16 protein-coding genes, 2 rRNA genes, 2 pseudogenes and 1 riboswitch (1 of these 21 cut by a window edge) are annotated in these 26,338 nt (G+C 48.9%); of the genes and pseudogenes, 5 read left to right on the top strand and 15 right to left on the bottom strand.

All coding sequences use genetic code 11. The annotated features are described in order from the left end of the window. Positions 1-106 precede the first annotated feature (106 nt). The 4 genes from ACJJIV_RS17035 to ACJJIV_RS17020 all read right to left on the bottom strand — a co-directional run bounded on the left by ACJJIV_RS17035 (position 107) and on the right by ACJJIV_RS17020 (position 8,559). On the bottom strand, positions 107-4,123 hold the full coding sequence (locus ACJJIV_RS17035) for a translocation/assembly module TamB domain-containing protein (RefSeq protein WP_444889711.1): 4,017 nt from the start codon (positions 4,121-4,123) through the stop codon (positions 107-109). Next, positions 4,123-5,958 carry an autotransporter assembly complex protein TamA gene (locus ACJJIV_RS17030; RefSeq protein ID WP_444889710.1) on the bottom strand — a complete coding sequence of 612 codons (1,836 nt, stop codon included), beginning with the start codon at positions 5,956-5,958 and terminating at the stop codon, positions 4,123-4,125. The genes ACJJIV_RS17035 and ACJJIV_RS17030 overlap by 1 nt, the downstream gene beginning before the upstream one ends. A gap of 130 nt (positions 5,959-6,088) precedes the next feature. Continuing rightward, positions 6,089-6,469: a hypothetical protein gene (locus tag ACJJIV_RS17025; RefSeq protein WP_252082736.1), complete on the bottom strand. Its 381-nt coding sequence runs from the start codon at positions 6,467-6,469 to the stop codon at positions 6,089-6,091. A 110-nt stretch (positions 6,470-6,579) separates the two neighbouring features. Further along, positions 6,580-8,559 carry an acetoacetate--CoA ligase gene (locus ACJJIV_RS17020; protein ID WP_444889709.1) on the bottom strand — a complete coding sequence of 660 codons (1,980 nt, stop codon included), beginning with the start codon at positions 8,557-8,559 and terminating at the stop codon, positions 6,580-6,582. A 158-nt stretch (positions 8,560-8,717) separates the two neighbouring features. Here ACJJIV_RS17020 and ACJJIV_RS17015 point away from each other — a divergent pair, with 158 nt between their 5' ends. Next, positions 8,718-9,599, top strand: a complete 882-nt coding sequence (locus ACJJIV_RS17015) for a LysR family transcriptional regulator (RefSeq protein ID WP_252082740.1) — start codon at positions 8,718-8,720, stop codon at positions 9,597-9,599. A 38-nt stretch (positions 9,600-9,637) separates the two neighbouring features. Here the strand turns inward: ACJJIV_RS17015 and ACJJIV_RS17010 are convergent, their stop codons facing one another. From ACJJIV_RS17010 to thiC, 7 genes are all read right to left on the bottom strand, one after another. Continuing rightward, positions 9,638-10,111: a Dps family protein gene (locus ACJJIV_RS17010; RefSeq protein WP_444884144.1), complete on the bottom strand. Its 474-nt coding sequence runs from the start codon at positions 10,109-10,111 to the stop codon at positions 9,638-9,640. Between the two features lie 342 nt (positions 10,112-10,453). Further along, positions 10,454-11,203 (bottom strand): HesA/MoeB/ThiF family protein, encoded by a 750-nt coding sequence (locus tag ACJJIV_RS17005; protein ID WP_444889708.1) that lies wholly within the window; start codon positions 11,201-11,203, stop codon positions 10,454-10,456. Then, positions 11,197-12,750: a thiamine phosphate synthase gene (thiE, locus tag ACJJIV_RS17000; RefSeq protein WP_444889707.1), complete on the bottom strand. Its 1,554-nt coding sequence runs from the start codon at positions 12,748-12,750 to the stop codon at positions 11,197-11,199. The genes ACJJIV_RS17005 and thiE overlap by 7 nt, the downstream gene beginning before the upstream one ends. 7 nt (positions 12,751-12,757) lie before the next feature. Then, positions 12,758-13,564, bottom strand: a complete 807-nt coding sequence (locus ACJJIV_RS16995) for a thiazole synthase (RefSeq protein WP_252082745.1) — start codon at positions 13,562-13,564, stop codon at positions 12,758-12,760. 2 nt (positions 13,565-13,566) lie between these two features. Further along, on the bottom strand, positions 13,567-13,767 hold the full coding sequence (gene thiS, locus ACJJIV_RS16990) for a sulfur carrier protein ThiS (protein ID WP_108734077.1): 201 nt from the start codon (positions 13,765-13,767) through the stop codon (positions 13,567-13,569). Beyond that, a complete protein-coding gene (gene thiO / locus ACJJIV_RS16985; protein WP_252082747.1) occupies positions 13,767-14,843 on the bottom strand; it encodes a glycine oxidase ThiO in 1,077 nt (358 codons plus the stop codon). The genes thiS and thiO overlap by 1 nt, the downstream gene beginning before the upstream one ends. 106 nt (positions 14,844-14,949) lie before the next feature. Further along, complete coding sequence (thiC, locus tag ACJJIV_RS16980; RefSeq protein ID WP_444889706.1) at positions 14,950-16,860, bottom strand: phosphomethylpyrimidine synthase ThiC; 1,911 nt, start codon at positions 16,858-16,860, stop codon at positions 14,950-14,952. An 85-nt stretch (positions 16,861-16,945) separates the two neighbouring features. Beyond that, positions 16,946-17,044, bottom strand: a riboswitch (TPP riboswitch). Between the two features lie 273 nt (positions 17,045-17,317). Between thiC and ACJJIV_RS16975 the strand changes: the two genes are divergently transcribed. Then, entirely contained in the window at positions 17,318-18,244 is a 927-nt protein-coding gene (locus tag ACJJIV_RS16975) for an SGNH/GDSL hydrolase family protein (RefSeq protein ID WP_444889705.1), read from the top strand. A 78-nt stretch (positions 18,245-18,322) separates the two neighbouring features. On the opposite strand, the gene ACJJIV_RS16970 is transcribed toward ACJJIV_RS16975, so the two are convergent. Beyond that, positions 18,323-19,891 (bottom strand): thioredoxin domain-containing protein, encoded by a 1,569-nt coding sequence (locus ACJJIV_RS16970; RefSeq protein WP_444889704.1) that lies wholly within the window; start codon positions 19,889-19,891, stop codon positions 18,323-18,325. 287 nt (positions 19,892-20,178) lie between these two features. On the opposite strand from ACJJIV_RS16970, the gene ACJJIV_RS16965 reads away from it, so the two are divergent. The 3 genes and pseudogenes from ACJJIV_RS16965 to ACJJIV_RS16955 all read left to right on the top strand — a co-directional run. Further along, positions 20,179-20,451: a thiamine pyrophosphate-binding protein gene (locus tag ACJJIV_RS16965; protein WP_444889703.1), complete on the top strand. Its 273-nt coding sequence runs from the start codon at positions 20,179-20,181 to the stop codon at positions 20,449-20,451. Positions 20,452-20,785: 334 nt separating this feature from the next. Next, positions 20,786-21,040 (top strand): annotated as a pseudogene (locus ACJJIV_RS16960) (hypothetical protein); the annotation flags it as partial. Between the two features lie 257 nt (positions 21,041-21,297). Beyond that, a pseudogene (locus ACJJIV_RS16955) lies at positions 21,298-21,486 on the top strand (thiamine pyrophosphate-dependent enzyme); the annotation flags it as partial. Between the two features lie 449 nt (positions 21,487-21,935). Here ACJJIV_RS16955 and ACJJIV_RS16950 read toward each other — a convergent pair. The 3 genes from ACJJIV_RS16950 to ACJJIV_RS16940 all read right to left on the bottom strand — a co-directional run. Then, positions 21,936-24,146 carry a hypothetical protein gene (locus ACJJIV_RS16950; RefSeq protein WP_444889702.1) on the bottom strand — a complete coding sequence of 737 codons (2,211 nt, stop codon included), beginning with the start codon at positions 24,144-24,146 and terminating at the stop codon, positions 21,936-21,938. 721 nt (positions 24,147-24,867) lie between these two features. Next, positions 24,868-24,983 (bottom strand): 5S ribosomal RNA (gene rrf / locus ACJJIV_RS16945). 204 nt (positions 24,984-25,187) lie between these two features. Further along, positions 25,188-26,338, bottom strand: a 23S ribosomal RNA gene (locus ACJJIV_RS16940); it runs 1,731 nt beyond the window's last position.

Raw genomic sequence — 26,338 nt, 5'->3', positions numbered from 1 at the left:
CAGTCAAAAGTTCTTTTAACGAAAAGACTTAAATAAAGCGAGTTATCAGCTGCCAAGTCGAAAGCAAGCCTTTTCATTCTTATTGATAACTTTTAATAATTGCAAATTAATAATCCTTCTTCCACTGCAATTCCACACTTCCGGAGCCACTATCGCCCTCGTCCGCTGTTTTAAACTCCAGATTAAGGTCTTCGCCTATCTCTATCTGCATTTCTGCCTGCCAGGGGCTTAGGGGATCAGTACTACGTTGCAACTCTACATAGATACGGTTGGTAATATATTTTCCCAGGCTCAGAGCATACTCATCCCCCTCATCACCCTCCTCTTGCTCAATATTCAGAGTATCCAGCCGCAACAATTCCCGGGTTTTGGCTACCGGGTCTAACACAGCGCGTCCGGTTTGCAAGCTGCGAACCACACTCACTAAACGTACCGCCTGCAACGGAGAAATATCTGACAAGGACTTACCAAACAGCAGCTGAGCTAAGATTTCATCCTGGGAAGCTGAGGGATCAGAGCTGAAAGTAATATCCATATCTGTTGCAGAACCAGAAATATTTGCTGTGATTTCACCGTCGCTATATTTGTAAACGCCTTCGACAAATACAGCCACTTCGTTATTTTCAAAGCGTACCTCCCCTTCCTGCAAATTAAATTTCTTACCTAGTAGATCAAAGCTACCTCTCACAATGGTCAGTTTTCCTGAAGCCTCGGGTTTGGCCGCAGTTCCACGAATATCCACCTGACCACGCAGTTGGGAGTTAAGCCCCAGACCACGCACATAAGATTGCTGGTCTAAAACCACTTCCACCCCCAGGTTAATCTTACTGAGTAGCGGTGGAGCGCGCTCCACTTGCGGGCCATCCACCTGGACTTCTACCACCTGGATTTCCGGAACACTGCTACCGATCCACTGTTCAATCTGTACCCCTAATGGACGTAAAGTAAAGCGCCCGGTAATTTCCGCATCCTGGCTGGAGCCGGACAGAATTGCCTCTCCCGAAATGGCACCGCGCACCCCCGGAGTATTTAACAAGTGTGCTCTATTTAGGTTTAAATTGAGGCTCATCTGTGGTGGCGACTGCTCAGGGAAGAACACCGCTCCTCCCAGGTTAATCGTACCGCCATCCACAACAGTGGCACTGCCACGCTCAATACGCCATTCCTCTGGTGTAAGGCGCATATAAAAATCGATATCGGCAATGCGCGTGTGACTGGGCCGGTGCTCATAGCTGGCCCCGCTGAGTTCTATCGCACCATTGAGCCGGGGCTCGCCAAGCGTGCCTGCACCACCAGCAGAGAAACTCAACAGGCCCCGCATAACATTCACCCTCGGGTCCATAAACTCCGCAACCACAGACAAGTCTGCAGTACCATCACTGACCAACTGCAGGGGAACATCACTTATAGGTCCAGATGGGTTATCTGCGAAAAATCGCTCCATTATGGGTGTAATAAGCAGGCTAGCGCTGCTATCTACTGCGCGTCGATTGCCATGATCAGCTACCAGAGACACTTGCAACTCACCGCCCTCGGTATACCACTCCAGGGCCATAGAGAGCGGCTGTACCTGAACCCGCCCTTTTTCCCTGCCTGGCATATAGCCGCTGAGACGCAGATCGCCCTCAAGCTGTGGCTGACGTGGGCTACCGGTGATACTCGCATGCAGGGAGATATCCCCTTGATCGGGGATATTAAATGCTACCTCACGGGAGAGATCTTCCAGAGAAGCCCTACCTAAAACTTGCAGGTCCAGACGTTGTTCATTGAGGCTGCCATGGACCGACAATTGGTTACGTCCCGCCCACAAATACTCCAGCCCCTCAACAATCAAACTCTTATCGGCATAATCCAGAGCGCCCTGCAGCACCCAGGGCTCATAGCGGTAACCGCCCTGCGCCAGCACACTGGCCCTTACCTCCGGGTTAGTAAGCGCCCCACTAATTTCTCCATCCAGACTCAGCTCACCCTCCATAGTAGTGGGCAATACTGCTCCAAACACTTCCACCAAGCTCAAGGGTAAGTTGCGCACATTCACTCCCACCTGGAGCTGGTCCCGTTTAGGCTCAATTACTCCCTGCGCCTCCACCAATACGACGCCCTGCTTCCCCAGACGCTGTGCTTCCTCGGCCAGGGCTGTCAGGCGACTCGCGCTCTGCTCAGGCTGTACCGCGCCCTTGGCGATACCTGGGATAATCACTGGCGATTGCGGGCCCTGAAACTGTCGTGAATCAAAGTAGTTCATGGTGCCGTTGGCAAAGAGTTCCAGTCGCAAGCCTTGCAGGTCAATTTTTTCCAGGTTTCCGTTGGCATCACCTTTCAGGTTATAGCGGTATTCTTGAACCAGACCATCGGATTCCAGGCTGGCATTCAAGTAGGGATTAGACCAAGGGCCCTCGACACCCAGCAGCCCCTTTAAACCCAGGCTAACCCCCTGTGCAGAGACAAATCCGAGATCTTCATAAGGGCTGAGGTTGCGAATATCCAAATGCAGCTGCAAATTCAGTGTTTTTGCCTCGATATCCACCGAGCCGCCACCGAATACATTCAGCTTTTCCCCCACCAAGCTCAGATCAGTAATTGTCAGCCCCTGTAAATTACCCTTCACCTTGCCCGTCAACTCATTTTGTAGGCCTCGGTAAGCGGTAACAGCACTCACATCCCCATCAAAAACCGGCTTGTCCCAGGGCCCTTTTATCTGTAGCTGAAGTTGATGCAGGGTCCCAGAGAAGTCATCGGGGATTTTTAGTGCTTCTGTTTGCGGTAAAGCAGATAGCAATCGACGAATCTCTTCAACCCCCAGCTCTTGCGCCGCTACATTGATGTCCAGGGACTTGTTGTCGGTATCAATAGCGCCCGCCGTACGAATTTGCGCACCGGCAAACGCCAGTCGAAGGGACTCCAACAGAATAACCCCCTGATCAGTATTCACCTCACCCAGCAGACTCAGTGGCTGCTCCCGATAGTGACTATTCAGCTCAATCTGACCAGAGATACTGGGTAGTGGCAGTGTACCGGATAGGGTTAAATCAGCACTAAACCAGCCGCTGTGTAATACATCTTGCCAAGGGCGGGAGAGGGTAATTGGCAAGCGGTTGAGGTGAAGCTCAGCACTGATCTCATTTGCACCAATACTGCCTGAAACAGTGCTGCGCCGCCCATCCACCTGCAACCAAATACCTTCGGAGTGAATGCGCCAGGGAAAAAGGTCAATTAGCAGGCTACCGGTCAATGCCAATTGATGCTGGGAAAGTGGAATGGAAATAGACTCTATATCGATCTGTACCTGCTCATCGCGACGGCGCAGAGCAATTTTGCCACGTGCATCCAACGCCTGCCCTTTCGGCAGGTGTAGCTGGCGACCCACAAAGCCCTGAGCTGTTTCACTGGCCGAAAAGTCCAGAACAAACCGCCCCGGCTGCTGCTCCCGCCCCTCGGCAATAAACTGCAGATCACCACCTTTTAACTCGCGAACTTCCAGCTGCAACTGAGTGGGCTGCCCCTCCCAGCGATACAGGCTATTAGCGGATACAGAGAGCGCTGGAATATCGCTGACTTTGCTGCTAATTAACTGCAATCGCTCAAGCTTTAACTCTCCTAAGCGAAAACTCGGCAACAGGGCTTCCCAGCTGGAAGTTTTGACTGTGTCCGTCTCATCCTCTACTACTTGTGCAGTTTCTTGCTCTGCTTCAGTCAAGGATTTAAGTAATTCATCCAGCACATCGAGATTCAGCAGAAAATCTTTGGCAGCGATACGCTCAATATTGACTGGATTACTGGAAAAACTCTGTAGCTGAAACTCCAGCTGGCTTCCCTCTGCCAGGGTATTGTTCTCAAAATCGACCCGAAGACGTTCGAAAAACCAGGCCCCGAGGCGCTCGCTGCCAATCCCTTCAGCCTCAATCGTAAGGCCGTTGATTACCTGTTCTGCACCGTAAAAAGCCGTGCGGGTCAAATTAACCCGCCCCTGCTCTGTGCCTAGAAAGTAAATTAATGAAAGCAGAATAAATAGCACCAGACCCGTGATCAGGTAGCCCCCGGCTCCGAGGGAACGCCACAACCCCCGCAAAAAACCTAGCAGTGCGCCAGCAAAGCCCAGAGCCAATACACTCCATCTGGACATCAAAATGCCTGCCCCAGGCTGACATAGACCTGGTAGTGATCATCTACTCCGTCGCGCCTATCCAGAGGAAAGGCTAAGTCAAAGCGGATAGGAGCGAAGGAGGTATTGTAGCGAACACCAAATCCCGCCCCCCAGAAGAGGTTAGAGAAGTTAGGGCGTGGATTCTCATAGGCATTTCCTCCATCGAGAAACAGGACTCCGCCCCAAGTTTTACTAAAGCGGAAACGCCCTTCAATTGATATTTCGCTGAGGCCGCGCCCACCGATCGCATCGGACAGGGATTCCTGGCCGTCCTCATTAATTTCAACAATACGTGGACCCAACTCCTGGTACCCATAACCTCGTACTGAACCACCCCCACCTGCATAAAAGCGTTCATCCGCCGGCAGTTCCAAATTGGGTGCGCCAGTAATGGCGCCGGCCTTGATACGCAATGCTAAAGTTGGTTCGTAGCGCGCCGATAGCGCCGTTTTATAAGCGGTTAACTGCAGGATATTTTTGACAAAAGAAGTACTGTTATTTTTGAGATCCACATAGGGCTTAATCTCCAGTGCTGTGGTGGCGCCACGACGGGCATCCAGAGGCTTATCTGTTGTGTTTAACTTAAAACCCAACGGGAACGCCAATAAATGATAATTTTCATCCGGGTCCCCATCCTCCACAGCACCATCTACTTTTTCATCCACACGGCTGAATTTCAGTTCAGCCCCACCACTGATGGTACGGTGCTTACTCAGCTTGCGCGATACCAGCCCCTTAAGGGTCAAGGCCTTGGAACTGTAGGAGTCTACATCCTCACCGGTTAAGGCCACACTCGCAGTAAAGCGCTGTTTATCCCTAAAAAAACGCGGTATGGTCAACTTACTCTCTAGAGTTTGCTTGACCTTATTCACTTTACTCTCCACTTCCAGCTTTTCGCCACGGTGAAAAATATTGCGATGTTCCCAGCTGGCAGATACACCGGGGCCCTCATCAGAGGTGTACCCCACCCCCAAAGTAATAGTGCGGTGGTTGCGCTCCTGCACAATAAAGATGACATCAACCAGACCGTTATAGGGCTCTGATATCTGGTGAGTTACATTGGAAATTAAATTAGTGCGCAATAAACGCAATTGAGCCGCATCCAGCTTACTGCGACTGAAACAATCCCCAGGGTTAATATTCAACTTACTGCGCAAATAGTCATCTTCAACAGAAGTGGCACCAAGGATTTCTACCTCACCCACCAACACCTCTGGACTGGGTGCCACACGGTACACCAAACGTGCAGCTGCCTCCTGGTGAATCACTGTAGCTTGATAGGTAACATCGACATTGAGCAGACAGGCATTTTCATTAAGGTATCTGGTGATGGTCTGCACACCTTCGAGTACCTCATCTGCCTGTAATGGATCGCCGATAGAAATAGGCAAGCCGGGAAAGCCCGCCCGCAGATTCGCGGGCATTTCAATATCCAGGCTCTTTATCAAATACTGAGGACCGGGAATTACTTGGTAAATAATTTCACTACCCTGCACCGATTCCCGTACAGTAGCATCGTAATACCCCTCAGCGCGCAGTATTTTTTCCAGATTTCCACGCTCATAATGAGCGATATCCCGCAGGTTTTCATAACTCTCAAGGGCGCTACTATTCTTACGCAACTCATTGAGCTCTTTAGTCAATTTTTCCTGCAATTGCGGGTCGCCCTGCACATACAGTGAAAAAGCGGGAAGTTTGGAAAAAAAAGGAATGGCTACTGCCTGCTGGAAGGGCAGTAATACAAAACCGATAAGCAGGAAGGCAAAGAGAACTCGCAAAATATTAATCCGTTGACTACGGCGGCTAGTCCGCATACTCCCGGGTATCCATCCCTTCACACCTGATAATGTCCCGGTACAGATATTGCCCGGGTAGAGTTTGCCGACGAGAGACGAAATAGCTAATAGTCCCGTTTTAATCGCCGGCAGAGAGAAAGCAAATGGTTTATGGCTGGCTGCTAGTGCTCGGGCTGCCAAGTAACGGATTACAGTCTTTGATAATCACCCGCCCCTCGAGAATATTGCCCTTGGAGTATTCAGTAAAAATACATTGATTGGTTTTGGGGTCGTAGTTCTCGATCCAGAGGTTATCCTCTTTCCAGGTGGCGCCAATATGCCGGTAACCGTCAGGTACAGAAATACGCATCACACCACCGAAGCGTTTTACAAAGACCTGTTCATAGTGGAAGTAATAAGCCAGCCAACCTGCAAAGAAGAAAACTGCAGCCACAATGGCGCCAATTTTCAAGCTGCCCATGCGGCTGCCAGCAAAGAGGGAGAGAATAACCAGAGCGATAACCGCTGCCCAGTAGAGATAGGTAACCATACTTGCTCTTCTGCCTTGAATTTATTGGTATTACTACAGGGCAAGGGTAGCGCAGAACCGAGTCAAACAAAATGACGCCCGTCTACGCGCCCTCCCCCCCCTTAATCTCTTTAGTCTTCCGCCAAGGCTGGCAAATTTTCATAGAGTGCCAGAGCCTCTGGGTTGGCGAGGGCTTCTTTATTCTTAACCGCCTTACCATGCACGACATTGCGAACCGCCAACTCGACAATTTTTCCACTAATAGTACGCGGAACATCGGCCACCTGAATCACTTTGGCGGGTACGTGGCGCGGGGTCGTATTAGCGCGAATGGTGGAGCGGATTCTCTGCACCAGATCATCATTCAGCTCTACGCCCTCGCGCAACACCACAAACAGTACAACCCGTACATCGTCTTGCCACTGCTGACCGATACAGATGCTATCAAGCACCTCCTCAACTTTCTCTACCTGGCGATAGATCTCGGCAGTACCAATACGCACGCCACCGGGATTCAGTACCGCATCGGAACGACCGTAAATAATCACTCCTCCATGGGTAGTAATTTCTGCATAGTCGCCGTGTGCCCAAACTCCCGGCCAACTTTCGAAGTAAGCGCTGTTATATTTCGCCCCATCGGGATCATTCCAGAAACCGATCGGCATACAAGGGAAAGATTTGGCACACACGAGCTCCCCCTTCTCTGAAGTTACCGGCTTGCCATCGTCATTCCAGACTTCCACAGCCATGCCCAATCCTCGACACTGAAGTTCTCCCGCATAAACTGGCAACGTAGGGTTACCCAAGGCAAAGCAGGAAATAATATCCGTGCCTCCAGAAATAGAAGACAGGCACAGATCCTCCTTTATATCTCGGTAGACATATAGAAAGCCTTCATGAGCCAGTGGCGAGCCTGTAGACAGTACCGCGCGCAGCTTCTCCAATTTGTGGCTTTCGCGGGGCTTACAGCCGCTCTTTTCCAAGGCGGCGATATACTTGGCACTGGTGCCAAATACGCTGATGCCCTCCTCATCCGCCATATCCCACAAGCTCCTAGCCTCTGGATAGAAGGGAGAGCCATCGAACAACACTAGGGTTGCACCACAAGCCAAGCCACTTACCAGCCAGTTCCACATCATCCAGCCGCAAGTAGTGAAGTAGAATAAGGAATCCTCACGACGCAAGTCGCAGTGCAGGCGATGCTCCTTCAGGTGTTGAAGCAAGGTGCCGCCCACCCCGTGCACAATGCACTTCGGCACCCCAGTAGTCCCTGAGGAATACATGATGTATAGGGGGTGATCGAAAGCAGTCTGAACAAAGGTAAGCTCGCGCTCAGGCGCTGTGGCTTCGAACTCCTGTAGCAACACCGCTTTATCCAGCGGCTCTGCTGCTAGTACCTGAGCCACTTTTTCCTGCGAGCGGGCAACTGGCACTACCACCAGTTTCTCGATCGAGTCGATACGGGCCACTATCTCGCGCAATCGCGGCAGGGAATCGATCACTTTGCCGTTGTAGAAATAACCTTCGCAGGCGATCAGCACCTTCGGTTCTACCTGGCCGAAACGATCAAACACGCCATTGATACCAAAATCCGGCGAACAGGAAGTCCATATAGCACCAAGACTGGTGGTTGCCAGCATGGCCACTACGGTATCCATCACATTCGGCATAAAGCCAGCTACACGATCCCCTTCGGATATGCCCTGATTCGCCAGGGCTGAAGCCAAGCGTTCTACCCGACCGTACAACTGCGCGTAGCTGAGCTGGCGGCGGCTGCCATTCTCCAGGCGCTCAACCAAAGCCGTCTTATCGTCGCGGTAGCGCAGCAGGTTTTCGGCAAAATTGAGTCGTGCACCGGGGAACCACTCAGCACCCGGCATGTTGTCGCGGCCCAAGATCTCTTCTCCACGCGCACTGGCCCGCACTTCACAGAAATCCCATAAGTCGCTCCAGAAGACCTCACGCTCTTCTACAGACCACTGGTAAAGCGCACTGTAGTCTTCAAGCTGCAGCTGGTGTTTCACATTAACCAGGCGACGGAACTCATCCATCTGGGTGGCGGCTACGGCCTTGGGGCTCGGTTGCCAAAGGGCTTGTGCGTTGTCCTTCATCTCAGCAGACCTTTTAGGTTCATTATTCTCGGTGATTGTTTGACCTTCGCCAGGGCGAAAGCGGCAATCATGCCTTGCCCGACAACTTTAAACTATTTTAATCTTTCGATGGTTTATTAAATAAAACTTAACATTCATAGAATGCATCCGGAGCCATAGTGAGCGCCACCATTAAACAGCTTCGCGCCTTCGTTGTTGTAGCCCGAAGCCACAGTCTGGCGCAGGCCAGTGCCCAGTTACACACTTCCCAGCCGGCGCTCTCCGTGGCTATCCGCAATCTGGAAGAGGCCGCTGGAGGGCCTCTATTTAGTCGCGATAGCCGCCAACTGGTCTTGACCCCAGAAGGGCGTGAGTTCCTGGTTCGTGCGGAGCAACTACTTAACAGCTGGGATCAATCACTGGATGCTATACAGCAGCGCTTCCGCCTGGAACGTGGACAACTGCAACTGGCAGTTATCCCCGCTTTCGCCTTAAACCGAGTACCCGCTCTATTAGCTAACTTTCACCTGACATATCCACAAATCAATGTTGTGCTGGAAGATGTGGTTATGGAGCGGGTTGTAGAATCTGTACAGGAGGGACGCGCGGAGCTGGGCATTAGCTTTCGCCCGGACGAACTGGGTGGAATGGAGTTCGCACCCATTGAACACGACCGTTTTATCGCAATAATGCCCGAAGACCACATATTGGCGGAAAAGAAGGCCGTACGCTGGCGCGACTTGGCCGCTCATCCTTTTATATCGATGAACCGTGGATCGGCAGTGCGACGCTGGACGGATACTGCCTTTGACCAGTGTGGACAAGCTGCTCAATATATTTGTGAAGCTAATCAGCTCAGTACTATCGGGCAGCTGGTCAGAGCGGGCTTGGGAATCAGTGCTGTACCAAGCCTTTGTGAGGCACAAATGCGAGAGTACGGTTTAATCTGCTTGCCTCTTACCGCGCCGGCGGTAATGCAAGAAGTTGGCGCACTATTTAAAAGCCGCGGTAACCTCTCTGCACCCGCCAGCGCTTTCCTGGAGTTACTCACCGGGCAGTAGTCACTACAGGAATAGTAATTTACCCAGAGTGCCAGTAACTATTTACTACTGGTAGCGCGCAGCATCCAGGTAGTTTTTTCATGCACACGCATACGGTCAGATACCAGGGCAATAGTCGATTCATCCTCGCCCTTTTGCGCGGCCTTTAATACATCGCGACAAGTTTTTATTACCTGCTCATGGCCCTTGGTGAGAATTTTCACCATATCTTCTGCTGCGGGAACTTCTACAACTTCTTCAATAGAACTCAGCTGTCCAAAAGCCTGATAGGTGCCCGGTGCAGAAACACCCAAAGTGCGAATTCGCTCTGCAATGTCATCTACCGCCGTAGCCAGTTCGTTGTACTGCTCCTCAAACATCAGGTGCAGTTCACGAAAAAATGGCCCGGTAACATTCCAATGGAAGTTGTGCGTTTGCAGGTATAGAGTGTAGCTATCCGCCAGCAAGTGCTTGAGGCCGCCAGCAATCTTTTCCCTATCCTTTTCACTAATACCAATATCAATTTTTTTCATTAAACAAATCCTTCTTCCAAGACTTTGCCACCGAAATGGTTTCACTGCCATTCTGATAGTTTTATGGTTTTACCACAAGCTATCGGGTTGATAGCTTATCTATATAGCCGAGCCAAGTTTATAAGACACTAAAAAGACAAACATATTTATCCTGGCAACTAACTCGGAACATGCCTTGAATCTAGCGGTATCCTGCCCTGGAACAACTGTGTGTCCAAACTGAAAAGTTAATTAATCCGCCAAAAAAGAAAAATAAATAAAACATGTTGGTTATGCATACACTTATAGTGCTAACACTGTATCAATCTACGGAAAGAAAAATTTAAGAGAAAACAAAGTTAGCTAGGTATTACAAACCGGGCAATTACTATGACTCGGCAGCTGCAAAGTTTGCAGAGCTAAGGTTTCCGTCTCGATTAAGTGCAATTTATTCAAGCTCGATACCGGCAAATCCATCAGGTACTTCATGGCCTCCAGAGCCTGCAGACTGCCAACGACCCCCAACGCAGGACCGATCACCCCTGCTGTAGCGCAGTTCTGCACTTCAGCCTGCTCCTGGGGCGGAAACAGACAGGCATAACAGGGGCCTTTTCCTTCAGAAAAATCAAAACTAATCAGCTGGCCGGAAAACCCCTGCACCGATGCCATTACCACCGGACACCCTGCCTGACAACAAACCCGGTTGATCGTATGGCGGATTTCCAGGTTATCGGTGCAGTCCAACACCAGATCCACCTGTTTTACCTGCTCGCGCAGCCAGGATTCATTCGCCATTTGGCTGTGGGGGTGAATGCGAATAGTTGGATTGGCTGCAGCCAATTGTTGTGCAGCCACCATGGCTTTGGATTTTCCCTGGTGATTGGTTTTGTACAAAACCTGGCGCTGTAAATTGGAGAGATCGATATGATCACCATCCACCAGGTGCAACTCTCCAATACCGGCTGCGGCCAGATACATCGCTGCCGGGCTGCCGAGCCCACCTAAGCCAACAATCAGAATTCGCGCAGAAGACAGTTTTTTCTGCCCCTCTTCACCCACCTGGGACAACATTATCTGGCGACTGTAACGCTGTAATTCTTTACTACTTAACATGGCTCTACTTCCGCATGCTTACCTTTCAACAGGACATTAAAATCGACAACCGCCTGCTTGTAATCTTCCGCTTTAGTAATAGCGCTGACCACGGCGATACTGCCAACACCGCTTGCAATAACCTCACTGGCCCGTTGCATATTAATACCACCAATTGCCACGAGAGGATAATCGGGCAATAGTGCTGCCATTCGCGCAAGTTTCTGCACGCCCTGCAACTGATCCGACATATCCTTGGTGTTGGTCGCATAAATTGCACCAATCGCCAAGTAGCTGGGGCGATAACGGTAGGCCAACAGTAATTCATAGAAGCCATGAGTACTGATACCCAGCTTCAATCCTGCCGCTTGAATTGCCCTCAGATCAGCAGCCTGCAAATCCTCCTGGCCCAAATGCACACCGTAGGCGCCACACTCAATCGCCAACTGCCAGTAATCATTGATAAACAGGCGCAGGTTATACGTCCTGCCAATAGCCACTGCACGCTCAATCTGTGCGCGCAGGTCCCCACCCGGATTCTTTATTCGCAACTGTAGAGTACGCACCCCCAGCTCAGCCAGGCGCTGCAACCACTCCACCGTATCCACAACCGGATATAAGCCCAATGCTTGAGTATCTGTTTCAGCAAACCCTCGAACAAGAGGTCGGACAGTATCAAAGCCATAATCCGACGCACGCTCTTCTCCGGGCAGTAGAATCTCCGGGAAGTCGATTAAATCCAGGGGCCAGCCACAGTGGCCTACAGGGCCGGCACCAGCGCCGATGTGTGCATTATTTCCCCGGCGCAAACCCCGCTGAACATAGGCTTTACCCACAACGCAGGCATCTCTCAACGGGTAGCCCAAAGCGCGGCAAGCGGCAATAGCGGAGGACAGGGTGCAGCCAGTGCCATGTGTGCCTGTACTGGACACTTCCCGGCCAATAAACCAATCGGCTTTTCCACCATCCCACAGTAAGTCGGCAACTTCTCCCGCACGCAATTGCGTATGGCCGCCGGTAACTAAAATTGCGGTACCGCCGTGGGCGTGCAACTGACGCGCAGCCTGCACAATAGATTCCGCACCCGTGACACTGGCTCCGGTAAGCCATTCCAATTCATGTAAATTGGGAGTGACCAGATCACACTGTGGCATCAACTGAGCCAACACCGTTGCGGTAATACTTCCTTCAGTGAGTCCGGCTCCATTGGTAGCAACTGCAACCGGGTCGTAAATAACCGGAACCGGCTGCACCGCTTGCAGCTGGCGCAGGAAATCTGCCACCGCAACAACTTGTTCAGCATTCGCTAGCAGACCGATTTTAATTGCGGCAGGAAATAGATCCCGCTGTAAAGCCTGTAACTGAGAACCCAAGACCTCTAGGGAAACTGCATTAATTGCAGTAACTTCCACCGTATTCTGTGCAGTATTGGCCGTGATAGCACTGCAACCATAGCAGCCGAGGTCGGCAAAAGTCAGCAGGTCCGCCTGAATGCCGGCGCCACCGCCGGAGTCACTGCCGGCAATGGTCCAGACAATTGGCTTTTTCAATTGGAGTTGATCGCGCATAAAAATACTAATCCTGCAATATGCTCTCTGCCTGCTGCCAGAAAGGCATATCAAGGGTGGGGGTGCTGGGGCTGGCAGTTTGACGCCTGAGCATCAAGCCGGCATTAAAGGCGGCGCGCCCGGATTCCACAGCCAGTTTAAAAGCATTAGCCATCAGTACCGGATCCTGGGCTTTTGCAATCGCGGTATTCAATAACACCGCATCAAAGCCCATCTCCAGTGCTTCTGCCGCCTGTGATGGCGCACCGATTCCCGCGTCAATAATAAGCGGTACATCACTCAGGCGCTCGCGCAGTGTTTGCAGGTTATATTTATTGAGTAGTCCCTGCCCAGTACCGATGGGAGCCCCCCAGGGCATTAATACCTCGCAACCCACATCCAAAAGTTTTCGACACAGAACCAGGTCATCTGTGCAATAAGGCAAAACCTTGAAGCCTAACTGAATTAATTCCCGCGCAGTTTCTACCAGACCAAAGGGGTCTGGCTGCAAATTGTAATCATCACCAATCACTTCCAGCTTGAGCCAATCGGTCTGGAAAATTTCCTGGGACATTTTTGCCAGCTCCACCGCTTCTCGCGGCGATTTACAACCGGCGGTATTGGGCAACAACTGACAACCGGACTCGCGAATATAATCCCAAAATCGATTGTCCTGCTGCTGTGCCGGATTTTGCCGGCGAAGAGACAAAGTAATAATTTCCGAAGCTGAGGCTTGCACGGATTCGCGCATAATCGCTGGGGAGGGATACAGAGCGGTGCCCACCAAAAGCCGGCTGTTAAATGTTTTTCCGTAAAGTGTTAATAGATCGCTCACCTTTACCCCCCCACTACCGGAGCAACAATATCCAGGCTATCGCCGTTATTTATCTGTGTATTGCTATATTCCGTACGGGGAATAAATCCACCGTTGATCGCAACGGCAAACGTTTCTCCGCGATAGCCGAGCTGCTGTAAAAGCGCAGAGAGTTTTAGCGGGGATTCAAGGCTCTGTGTTTCCCCATTAATTAGTACCTGCATCAAGCCACCTGTAACAGTTGTTGTGCCACTTGATTCTCCACTTGCTCCACGACTGCCGGCGCTAAAAGATAACCGTGACGGTAAAGGCCATTCACCCTAATCAGCCCATCCTCGCTGTGGATATAAGGCATATTATCCATAGTGGCGGGGCGACAATTTACGCGGGTCTCAACAATACGAGCCTCGGCAAAAGCCGGGTTGAGGGAGTAAAGCGCAGAAGACAATTCCATACTGGAGCGCACGGAAATGGGCGACTGGTCTTCGCTCTCAATTTCCGTGGCACCAATCACGGTGCGTCCATCGCTACGGGGTACAGCGTAGAGCTTATAGCGTGGGTGGAGCAGGCGCACTGGACGCTGCAAAACCACTTCCCGGGATTCCACCACCATCACCTCACCACGGACGCCGCGCAAGCCTTCAATCTGTCCCTTGGCACCGAGACCACGGCAGTCGATCACGCAATCAAATTGTTCGCGCTCCGAGTTCACAGAGATATACCCGGCTTCGCAATTTACCTTGCTGTGCTCTCGCAGAGTGACAGCACCTCGGTGCAACACCCTGAGTAACGCAGGCAATAGGCGGTGATTATTGATATCCGCCTCACCCCGCAGGTAAAGCCCCTGCTCAAAGCCATGTAAGGAGGGCTCTAATTTCGCTAAAGTATTGCTATCTAGTGGCTCCAGCTGCCCCCTGGCAGACTCGCCAAGCTTACCCTGTAGTTCCCGCAGAAATTGCAGCAGCTCGCTTTTATCCTTGCCATGCGCCACCAGGACTGAGCCCGCTCGGCGGTATTCCACGTCCTGCCCGCTCTGCTCCTCCAACTGCCGGACCCACTCAGACCAAAGCTCAAGGCTTTTTAACCCCAGGCTATAAATGTGTTTATTACTATGTACCAGCTCCGATAAAGGCGAGATCATTCCCGCAGCTGTCCAACAGGCTCCACCTTTTGATTCCGATAAGTTACCGGCCTCAAACAGGGTAATATCTACATCAAGCTGACAGAGCCTCCAGGCGAGTAATCGCCCCAACAGGCCGCCACCGGCAATAGCCACTTTGGCTTTGGTTTCGTTTGACACAGCTTACCTATCTTCACAATTCCAATTGGATACCAGCGATAGCAAGCTCCTTTTACATCACTGTATTTCTAATATGCTGGGGGAGTTACCCTCCCCCAACACCCGATCAGCCCTTGTGATAAATCTCGCTGCCCATTTCCTTAAATTTAACTGCCATCTCTTCCATCCCGCGTTCCGCCTCCTGTTTGGCTGCGTAATCACGCACGTCCTGAGTAATCTTCATAGAACAGAATTTAGGCCCACACATGGAGCAGAAATGCGCTACCTTGCCGGATTCCTTCGGCAGGGTTTCATCGTGATAAGAGCGTGCGCGCTCCGGGTCCAAACCGAGATTGAATTGGTCTTCCCAGCGAAATTCAAAGCGGGCTTTTGACAGAGCGTCATCGCGCTTCTGTGCCCATGGATGCCCCTTGGCCAGGTCTGCGGCATGGGCCGCAATCTTATAAGCCATCAGACCCTCTTTAACATCCTCTTTATTGGGTAGGCCCAGGTGCTCTTTGGGTGTCACATAGCAGAGCATGGCGCAACCATAGGTGCCGATAAGCGCTGCACCGATGCCGGAAGTGATGTGGTCGTAACCGGGAGCAATATCTGTCGTTAATGGGCCAAGAGTATAGAAGGGGGCACCGTGGCAGTGCTTCAACTGCTCATCCATATTTTCTTTGATCTTATGGATAGCCACATGGCCAGGGCCTTCAATCATGGTCTGTATATCGTGCTTCCAGGCAACTTCGGTTAATTCACCCAGCGTATGCAGCTCACCGAACTGAGCTTCATCATTGGCATCGGCAATAGAGCCCGGACGCAGGCCATCACCAAGGCTAAAGCTCACATCATAAGCTTTCATAATCTCGCAGATTTCCTCAAAGTGGGTATAGAGGAAATTCTCCTTGTGATGAGCGAGACACCACTTCGCCATGATGGAACCACCACGAGACACTATCCCGGTCATTCTTTTGGCTGTGAGTGGTACATAGCGCAAGAGCACGCCGGCATGAATAGTGAAATAATCCACTCCCTGTTCCGCTTGCTCAATCAAGGTATCTCGGAAAACATCCCAGTTGAGGTCTTCGGCAATTCCATTTACTTTTTCCAATGCTTGGTAAATGGGTACGGTACCAATGGGGACTGGTGAGTTGCGCAGAATCCACTCGCGAGTTTCGTGGATATTGGCTCCGGTAGACAGATCCATCACCGTATCTGCCCCCCACTTGGTAGACCAAACCAGTTTTTCCACTTCCTCTTCAATGGAAGAGGTCACAGCGGAATTGCCGATATTTGCATTCACCTTACACAGAAAGTTGCGCCCGATAATCATCGGCTCCACTTCCGGGTGATTGATATTCGCTGGGATAATTGCGCGTCCTTCTGCAACTTCCCTACGAACAAATTCCGGCGTGATTTGTTCCGGAATGTAAATACCATCACGCGCTTTTTGGTATTCACTCTCACTCATCTCCGCCGCTAACTTTATGCGTCCCATATTTTCACGGACTGCAACAAACTCCATCTCCGGCGTGATAACGCCACGGCGGGCATAGTGCATTTGCGATACATTACGTCCCTGCTTGGCTCGGCGCGGACTGGGAAGCTTTTCGAAGCGAATGTGGTCCAGCCCCTGGGCCGCCATACGCTGTTGACTGTAGGCCGCTTGGCGGGAGTCCAGCTGTTCAGTATCTCCTCGTGTCTCTATCCAGCCTTTGCGTAGCTTGGGCAGACCTTGGCGTACATCGACTTTAAAATTGGGCTCTGAATATGGCCCGGAGGTATCGTATACGGTGAGAGGCGCGTTGGGTTCTAGAATAGGATTATCGGCATCCCCACCTACCACACTATCCCCAAGACAAATCTGGCGAGCGCCAACCTGGATACCAGGGGTTTCACTAGGCAAAAACACCTTGCGCGAATTGGGAAAAGACTGAACCGTGAGATTCTCAAGAAATTCTTTAGCGGAATCGCGACTGGCAGCGCGGGAGGACTTTCCGGCTTTACCGGATTGTTCAATGATCTCAGACATGCGTAACCTTAAAACTTGGGAATTTAAAGGTCGCAGCATCCAGGGCACATACAAAGAGAAAAGACGCCAAAATGTAAAAAAACAGGCGACTTCAGATCTTGTTCCCTACGCGGGGGTTACCCCGATCAGGTTCAACGGATCTCGCAACAGCGATCTCAGCCCACAGGCACTCCGACAAGTAATGCGCAGTATAGAGGAAGCCATCGAATATGAATAGGTGGTCTATCAAAGAGGCGTATCTAGGTCTGACAACAATCATCATTTGAAGTGAAACCAAAATCACTTAATGTTCTCGACGACAGAATTTCAACATGCTTCAACTTATTAAAATCTGACCGGGTAGTCTAGCGTATTCGCAGTAGCACCTCTCACCCACCAACCTAAACTCCTCAGGTTCACCGATATAGCTTTAAAACAATAACTATCTACGACGAGAGTCGGTGTGGGAGAAATCACAATGTGGAAAAGATACGGAATTATAGCAGTCTTTTTTTTAAGTGTTATGTCGCTGCCATCAGTGATGGCAGCCCCGTCAAAATCTGTCGCTGCAGGAGACAGCATTACCATGGCATTCGGTGCAGACTGTACACGCAATAAGTATTTTTGGGACCTATTTTGCCTCCTGGGTGGAGATCAACCGGAACACTCTTGGTTTGATGGTGACAATAATTCTGTAGAAAGTATTTACGATAGATATAAAATTATTTCACCCAATATCGCTGCAAATAAAAAAGCGGCTGAATCCGGTGCCGAGATGCGTGGAGGTAATAAGAATTTTGCAGTGCAGGCCGATCGCATTTTGGCTCAAACCAATGTGGCAGATCATGTTGAAATCGTTCTTGGCGGGAATGACATCTGCAACCGAGATTGTGCCGATCCAGCCAACTGTAATAACCCACTATATACCGACAATGAATGGCGCTCAGCTGTTCAAGCCGGCTTGGATAAACTCGTCGACGGCCTTCCCAATGGCTCCACCATTCTGCTCGGATCTGTACCTAGGGTACAGGATCTTCGTGGAGCAGGCCTGGAAAAGCAGGCGGAAAACTCCCGAGTAGATTGTGAAAACGTTTGGTCAACATTTGGTATCTGCCGAATTGCAACCAACGGCGGTATCATGAACGGAGAGGACTTCACCACCCGCTATAATGCGATTACTGCAGCCCAGCGGCGTTACAACGAGATTCTTGCCGAAGAAGCCGAAAGTTACAATGGTGTTAATGGTGTTGAGGTTATAGCGGAATACACTGGTGAAGATGAGGTAAATGCTGGGACTTTCCAGTTTGGAAAGGACGATGTGGGTGGTGGAGACTGTTTCCATCCCAGTGTACAAGGCCAAAATATCGTTGCCGATATCTTTTGGCAGGGTAATCCCGATAAGTAAATAACTTCCCTAATCGGTGAACATTGGGCTCTCTGACTAGAGCTTTCATGAGAGCCCAAGTTTATCTCACAGCCTAAACTATTCTCTTTCTGTGTTTGAATTTTTCTCAAAGTAGCTAAACTCTTCAACTACATACTGTATACGTTGTGGTAGTCCCTTTCTCATAAAGGCCACATCAATAAGCTGGCCACTAGAAAGCGCATCCCACAATTTATTTTGACCGCTATGTACCCAACTATCATTCACTCTCAGTAATACATCATTTTCTTGAAAACCCAAGGCAGTGAAGAACTCATTATCTGCGACACCTTCAAGTCGCATCAAATGGTGTCCCTCAACTTCCAATTCGGCCTCGGTAAACTTAGCCTCCAAAGCCTCTCGCTGCTCCAAGTGACGACTTAACCAAGCCTGCCCTAGAGTCAGCACACCAGAAGAGGCTATCAACTTGCGCGTTCCAGGGCCCAATGGCTGCTCTATACGTCGCTTCAACTCCTCACTTTGTCCATGAGTGTAGGTGAGTAAAACCTCAGCGCCCTCTCTCCCCTTTAAGGGTAACTTTTCCAGTCCGCCTCTACTCTCTATCACCGCGAAATTAGAGTGGATGCGCAACAATAAAATATTGTCTGAAATTTTTTGCCCTGCACTGAAATACTCCGCAGTAGCTTCCTTTACTGCAATCAATGCTTTCGACTTACCTTCTACAGTTGATTCGCTAACCCCCAGTAACATTAGTGGCAATCTGGTAGCCGGTAGATTTCTATCATCAATCGTTTCGCTATCCTTCCATCTATACTTTTCTTTTGATTTTATCCCCATAGATTGCAGTTCTTTATCCACCCAAAAAGCATACTGCTCAAAGTTACGCACCCCTTTCAGATACAACCCATTAATAAAAATGATCGGTACATTTTTAAGACCAAGATCTAGTGCACGATCCCGGGACCCTACTACAGAATCTTTTGGGCTATCACTGGATAAGCAATCTTCAAAAAGATGAATATCTAATTGCAATTGCTTGGCCAACTGAAGGTAAGTATCACTATCAAACTCAGGAGTTAGAACATACAAGGCATCGTGATACTCCCAAAATTTATTCTGCACCGCCGCACAACGCGCTGCAGATGCAGCTTGAATTCCTTCACGATGAAATTTAAGTGGAAAATCAAAGTGCGTTTGACGAACCCAACCCTTATAAACCTCTAGTAGACGGCGTATTACAGGCTGTATCGTTTTGCAATGTGGAGACTGGTAAGAACAATACATCTCCAAGGTAACTGGAGCATCCTGATTACCCCTAATAAATTTAGAACTCTCGGGTAATTGAATTCGTGGCGGCTCGGGCAACTTCAGATAAATTTCTATATCATCCCTCTTTGAGCTAAAATTAGCTTCTCCATTCACCAAGGCATTCAGTCTAGCCAAACGCAAATTATATTTTTGCTCTGCAATATCATAAAAAACCAGCTGTAAATCATTATCCAAATCCTGCAATGTAATATTATTACGGCCAATACGCGCCACCACTTCAGAGCCAACACCTGGTTTAGGACTCCGCAAGCCCACTTTTCCTTCTTCTACACACGAAGAAACAACACAGGTAAAAATAACCAATAAAATCAGCCAAAATCTCAGCTTGAAATTTTTCATTATAACCTCCTTATTTTCCATGCCGATCCTAACAAGCCCACAATCTGAGACCTAATAATTACAAAACAAACGTAAGAATCACACTGAAACTGAGACCCTTGTTCATTTATCTGTCAGAAATTTCATTAGGATGCGATATCTGACAGGGCGGATAAGTTTAGCGCCATCACTGACAGCGCCTTCAGCTAACATCTACAAACTGATCGACATTCATTGAAAATCTGGCCAGACTCCAACCTACAAAGCTTCTTATTTAATAAAAAAAGACCTTAACCAAGGAGTTAGTTATGAATGATACTCCTAAAAGTACTTCAGAACCTTTGATTTCCTGTCTTGAAAATGAAGGGCTTAAATTCCTATTTGGAACCCCCTCAGAAAAAAATATACGCTTTATCGATGTAAAAAATGGCGCCCTCTTACGATTTATTCTCGCTTTATCAGAACAGGCCGTTTTATTTATGACAGTTATGTATGGTCTGGTAACTGGGAACGTCGGTGTCTGCTATGGAACACTTGGACGAGAAGTTACTAATATGCTAGTAGGAATCGCCGATACGTAAGCGGATAGCACGCCTCTCGAGCCCATCAATGCTCAAGCTGGTATCGACGGGCTTTTTAAAGAAAAGTATCAATATATTGCTCTAGTAAAGATGCTTGAGCTGATCCCCAAGCCATCAAAGATGATTAAAAATCCAGAATCCACTTCCGAGCTGGTACGTGCAGCTTTCAAAAGCTATCAGGAAGATCAGCCAAGGGCCTATTATCTTGTGTGTTCCCGAAGACATTTTAGATATGGCGGCACCCCAAAATAAGTGGCCCCTGCTTGTTAATACCAAGATAAATCCCACCCCTCCAATCGCAAACACCTAAGATACTTAGGTTCAATTCTCCGAGGCTCTAAATATGGTTTTCGTCAGCACACTTCATGGAAAGAGCACAATACCAGAGGAGCATCCAAGCTCTCTGGGTGTTATGGTTTACGACTATGCCAATTTTGGTTTTGATTGTGTCGATATTGTTATCTGCGTTGGCTATGAACTGCATGAGATGCCTCCATCCCCCATACTCCTAAATGCAGACAAAAAATTATCCATAATCATAATTTCCCAGCAGAGGTTGATGCCAACATTTGCATTAGCCGTGATATAAAAGCCAAAATCTCTTTTTTTACAAAAGTTTAGCACGGTTGAAAAAGCCAAGCCTGGTCAGTGAAGATTAAAAAATACAAAAACTTCTTTTCAGATAAATTAACAATGGCAAAGCCACCAATGCCTACCCAATGAAATCCCAAAGGGTGGTCGCAGACTTTCAAGAAGCGATACAAACAGGTGATATTGTGCTTTCAGACACCTGCGCAGTGAAAATGTGGGTGGCACGCCTATACCTAGCCTACAAGCCCAACAGCCTTCCTAACTCCTAATAGGCTTGCCATTATGTCCTATGCCCTACCTGATGCTACTGATATCAACCTGGTCCACTCTAAGTGCAGAGTACTAGCGGTGATGGGCGATCGCAGCTTCATGATGAATTCTCAAGAAATTGAAACTGCAATTAGTGAGAGTATTCCCATTATTATTTTAATTTTTTGGCAGTAGCTATGTGCTTTTTAAATGGAAAATAGATCTGGAACTCGAGCGCCATTGTCATGTCGACTTCCAGAGTCAAGCAAATTGTTAAAAAGGCCTTGGCAGCCCACACAGTTCCAGTGGTTGCCTGCCCTGTATATTATTCTGAGAATGATAAGTTAACCGATCATTTGAGTGAGCTTGTAGAGTCTATCTGAGCACTTACTTTTAATTTATAAAAGCTTCACAAACTTAGTTGCAAGTAGCGATTACACTTTTACTTAAATATAGCAATCCCTAGAGAAACCAAGTTGCTCCGATTATTATCCACACAGCAAAAGAGTTTCACTACAAAGAATAAAACTGTGATCTACACAAGCCTGAGATTCACTAATCATTAATGAAACCGAGCCACTTATGTGGCCCGGTAATTGTCAAAATCAGCTTAAGAATCTAGATTCTTACCTGATCAGATTAAACTAATTAACAGTACACTTAAACTGCCAAGTCTTAGTAACACCGCTATCCGAATCACCGCCTGGAGCAGGAACATTAACCTCAACTTTCACGTACTCAGAACCTAACTCAGCGTCACTGGGGGCGACGATAGTAAATGCAACCAGTTCCGGGCCAAACTCAATCTCATTAGAGCCGTGACTAACCTGACATTTTTCTGAGTAAGTCTTCACTGTAGTACCCTCAGGCAAGAGCCCGTTGTAAAGGTCAGAAAGATAAAAATAAAGGTAAGTCGCGCCCCCTAAACCAACTTCAACTTCAGGACTGGAAGTATAATTACCATCTAAGGTTCTAAATATTCCGTAGGGTTCACTCCCTGCCACAAGAATTACGAGCTCCTCACTTACATGAACAAGTTCTTTAGAGCAAGTACCATCCGCTTCAGCTGCCACAGAGCAGCTAAGGCCGTTATAAATACCATTGCCACTATCGTACTTTCCGTTGCCATTTAGTGGGATAAATAGCTCTTCATCACCAGCCTCTTCTGGGCAATTGGGATAGCAGCTACCAATACTCCTCGAGTTCCCAAAGGCTCCATCTTCATTGTGATCTAAAAATGCTTCCGGTAAATCTACAAACGTTTCTCCGGTATCATATTGCCCATTACTATTCGCGTCAGTATAACTTTCCTGTCCCAGCGCATAAGCGAGGATAGTAGAGCGGCCGCCATAAGGTTGTCCCAGTGGCTGTGGACATGGGTAGCCGCCCATTAGCCCAGTAACCGGACAGGTCGTGTTAAAAATAGTCCGAAGAGAATGCATCACACCATCGTCACCAAGGAATTTATAATCCAGAGGTGCTCGGGGGTTCTGACTATTCCAATCCACTGAGCAATTCCCATCGACAGTAGTACAGTAGCCGGCAATGCGCCCATACTCAGTTTTGAAAGAAATAGCGGTACCATCAGGAGTCGTATTGTTATCGTCGCCAACCCTAATAGTGATCTCGGAAGTGACACCATCATAGTCATCACCATTCACTCTAAGGACGCTAGCAGACAAAGAAAACGAGTCTTGATCAAGAATGCCTGCTGAGACTACTAAATCACTAGAAAAAGTATAAGAAGTGTTCCCGTTGCTATCAGTAATTGTAGCTTTAACCCGAACTGGCAACGCTACGCTTCCAGCAGAAACCAAAGCAATTACTTCGCCCGCAGCATCGGTCGTTCCGGAACTACTAGCAAGGTTGACGTTTCCCTCTCCCTCTTCCAAAGTGAAGTTAACTTCCACCCCGCTCATTGGCAAGCCATCTTTGCTGAAGACCTGAAAACGTACTTCTGATGTTTCCTTGCCTCCAGAACCTTGGATATTGATTATCTCAGGTTCAGCACTCACAAACTCAATGGAGCCTACCTCTGGAGGCATTACAGTAAGCTGGCCGCTGGCAGATATACTTGGGTAAGCTACTAACGTTGCAGTGATGCTATCCTGACCTTCACAGCCCTCTGCAGTATATGTAGAAGTTGCCTTACCCTCTGTCGTAGTAACCGGAGAATCAAGAGTAGCAACGGCTGGTTGGCTCAAACTGCAATTACTGGAAAATTCTACTTGCATCCTTTTGGAGTAAAGGTTGCCATCAGGACCCTGTAAATAGACGCTAACTGGCGTTGTGCCCTTAGAAGATAGGTTCTGAGCAAGAATCTCCAGTTCACCCGACACAAACTGCTGGCTATTATCCAGGTAGCCAAGCTGTAGAGAAGGCTCTTCGATACTAAATCTTAGTGGCGAGTAGGGTGCCTGATCTGTACTAACACTATCGTAGGCAACAACAATCTCACCAACACTCCCGATTTCCTGTCCTTCAACACTCAGTTCCAGAGTAGCGACACCACTGTCATTTGTCTTGACTATGCCACTTTTAGGGCTCAACTCACCCAAGGTTGTGGTAACAGTTACGTTCTCAGAGACAACAAGATCACTATTGTCGCTCTTAACTGTCACATGGATACTTACCGGCTCTTCTGGATTGGGGTTTTCAATCAACTCATCCGTATCTAAGTCACGTAGCTCTACAGTAATGCTATAAGAGGGATCTGTTTCTGGTGAAGTTGGATCCGGGGAAGAAGCCCCGTCATCGCTACCGCCACTACCACCACCACAGGCGGCTAGTGAAACTGCAATGGTCAGCAATAGAAACCATCGCGAAATTGATTGGTACAGCGTAAGAATGTGCATCTAACTATCCTTCAATATCTTTAGCGCCCAATGGCAGCAACAGCCATCACTGCCCAAACTGGGTATGTATAGTCTTCCCCGACACGGCTGAATACGTCTTTAGCTATCATCGACCACTCATACAAGTGAGAAGCCTTAACGTGCCTCTATCGTGTTGCGTATAAGAGCAGATAAAAACCCTTCAACCCACAAGAAAAGGCAACGGGCGACTATCCTGAATCGCTATATTAAAATCAAGTTCTTTATGCCTATGTTGTACGACTGTCTCACAAAAATGAGGCCAGGATGAGATTTAGATCAAATAATTTCTTATAAGAGCATCAAGCTCAAGTTATTACATCAGCATAAACAAAGGACAAAGAAAGCTTCATTGATTATCCAGCAACATTATTGAGAGGATAAATTTGGCGGAAGCTTTTAATCTCCCCTTTTTTATTTTTAATTCCCAATCGCAATTCGCTGATATTTCTTTCATCCACAAAAAAAGCCCGCCTGCTTAGCAGTCGAACCCTTTGTTATTGTCATGGAAAACAAAATCAAGATTAGATTGATGATCAATGCCGGATTTAAGTTTTAAGTTGAAGTATTGCTAGCTTGAACCAGAAGATTGACCAAGCAAATTAAGAACTCAATTTTCTTCAGCCCATCTTATCTTTTTCTGTAAATATTTTTACATATAAAAAAAGGGCCACCCTATTGGGTGGCCCTTTTCAGATTAGAAGCCTGACGATGACCTACTCTCACATGGGGAAGCCCCACACTACCATCGGCGATGTTGCGTTTCACTTCTGAGTTCGGCAAGGGATCAGGTGGTTCCACAACTCTATTGTCGTCAGGCAAACTGGCTTGGGTTGGCGTTGGTCTTATAAGCAATTTTGCTTGGCCTACCGTGTTATCGCTGTTTGCCTCGGTCTGTTGACCGGCGATAACCCCAAATAAGTCGGTAAAACAATCTGTAGTAATACACCGCAAGCGATCATTGTGTGTCTTTCATTCCACAATCCGCTAGCTTAGCTAGTCGTTAGTAACCATCTCTGTTGTATGGTCAAGCCGCACGGGCAATTAGTACTGGTTAGCTCAACGCCTCACAACGCTTCCACACCCAGCCTATCAACGTGGTAGTCTTCCACGGCCCTTTAGGACTCTCAAGGAGTCAGGGAAATCTAATCTTGAAGGAGGCTTCCCGCTTAGATGCTTTCAGCGGTTATCCCGTCCGAACATAGCTACCGGGCAATGCCACTGGCGTGACAACCCGAACACCAGAGGTTCGTTCACTCCGGTCCTCTCGTACTAGGAGCAACTCTTCTCAAATTTCCAACGCCCACGGCAGATAGGGACCGAACTGTCTCACGACGTTCTAAACCCAGCTCGCGTACCACTTTAAATGGCGAACAGCCATACCCTTGGGACCGGCTTCAGCCCCAGGATGTGATGAGCCGACATCGAGGTGCCAAACACCGCCGTCGATGTGAACTCTTGGGCGGTATCAGCCTGTTATCCCCGGAGTACCTTTTATCCGTTGAGCGATGGCCCTTCCATACAGAACCACCGGATCACTATGACCTACTTTCGTACCTGCTCGTCATGTCTGACTCGCAGTCAAGCGCACTTATACCATTATGCTCATTGCATGATTTCCGACCATGCTGAGTGCACCTTCGTACTCCTCCGTTACTCTTTGGGAGGAGACCGCCCCAGTCAAACTACCCACCATACACTGTCCTCGATCCGGATAACGGACCAGAGTTAGAACCTCAAACATACCAGGGTGGTATTTCAAGGACGGCTCCACAGTAACTAGCGTTACTGCTTCAAAGCCTCCCACCTATCCTACACAAGTAGGCTCAAAGTTCAGTGCAAAGCTGTAGTAAAGGTTCACGGGGTCTTTCCGTCTAGCCGCGGGTACACTGCATCTTAACAGCGATTTCAATTTCACTGAGTCTCTGGTGGAGACAGCGTGGCCATCGTTACGCCATTCGTGCAGGTCGGAACTTACCCGACAAGGAATTTCGCTACCTTAGGACCGTTATAGTTACGGCCGCCGTTTACCGGGGCTTCGATCAAGAGCTTCGCCGAAGCTAACCCCATCAATTAACCTTCCGGCACCGGGCAGGCGTCACACCCTATACGTCCTCTTACGAGTTTGCAGAGTGCTATGTTTTTAATAAACAGTCGCAGCCACCTGGTCACTT

The organism is Microbulbifer mixtoriginis (SeqCode), assembly GCF_052466765.1.
Note: the sequence above shows the minus strand (reverse complement) of the source record. Positions and strands in the feature narration are given on the sequence as shown.

What these genes read in the sequence shown, in the direction of transcription:
- ACJJIV_RS17035 (WP_444889711.1), bottom strand. Translation starts at nt 4,123, where the DNA reads ATGTCCAGATGGAGTGTATTGGCTCTGGGCTTTGCTGGCGCACTGCTA.
- ACJJIV_RS17030 (WP_444889710.1), bottom strand. Translation starts at nt 5,958, where the DNA reads ATGCGGACTAGCCGCCGTAGTCAACGGATTAATATTTTGCGAGTTCTC.
- ACJJIV_RS17025 (WP_252082736.1), bottom strand. Translation starts at nt 6,469, where the DNA reads ATGGTTACCTATCTCTACTGGGCAGCGGTTATCGCTCTGGTTATTCTC.
- ACJJIV_RS17020 (WP_444889709.1), bottom strand. Translation starts at nt 8,559, where the DNA reads ATGAAGGACAACGCACAAGCCCTTTGGCAACCGAGCCCCAAGGCCGTA.
- ACJJIV_RS17010 (WP_444884144.1), bottom strand. Translation starts at nt 10,111, where the DNA reads ATGAAAAAAATTGATATTGGTATTAGTGAAAAGGATAGGGAAAAGATT.
- ACJJIV_RS17005 (WP_444889708.1), bottom strand. Translation starts at nt 11,203, where the DNA reads ATGTTAAGTAGTAAAGAATTACAGCGTTACAGTCGCCAGATAATGTTG.
- thiE (WP_444889707.1), bottom strand. Translation starts at nt 12,750, where the DNA reads ATGCGCGATCAACTCCAATTGAAAAAGCCAATTGTCTGGACCATTGCC.
- thiS (WP_108734077.1), bottom strand. Translation starts at nt 13,767, where the DNA reads ATGCAGGTACTAATTAATGGGGAAACACAGAGCCTTGAATCCCCGCTA.
- thiC (WP_444889706.1), bottom strand. Translation starts at nt 16,860, where the DNA reads ATGTCTGAGATCATTGAACAATCCGGTAAAGCCGGAAAGTCCTCCCGC.
- ACJJIV_RS16975 (WP_444889705.1), top strand. Translation starts at nt 17,318, where the DNA reads ATGTGGAAAAGATACGGAATTATAGCAGTCTTTTTTTTAAGTGTTATG.
- ACJJIV_RS16970 (WP_444889704.1), bottom strand. Translation starts at nt 19,891, where the DNA reads ATGAAAAATTTCAAGCTGAGATTTTGGCTGATTTTATTGGTTATTTTT.
- ACJJIV_RS16965 (WP_444889703.1), top strand. Translation starts at nt 20,179, where the DNA reads ATGAATGATACTCCTAAAAGTACTTCAGAACCTTTGATTTCCTGTCTT.
- ACJJIV_RS16950 (WP_444889702.1), bottom strand. Translation starts at nt 24,146, where the DNA reads ATGCACATTCTTACGCTGTACCAATCAATTTCGCGATGGTTTCTATTG.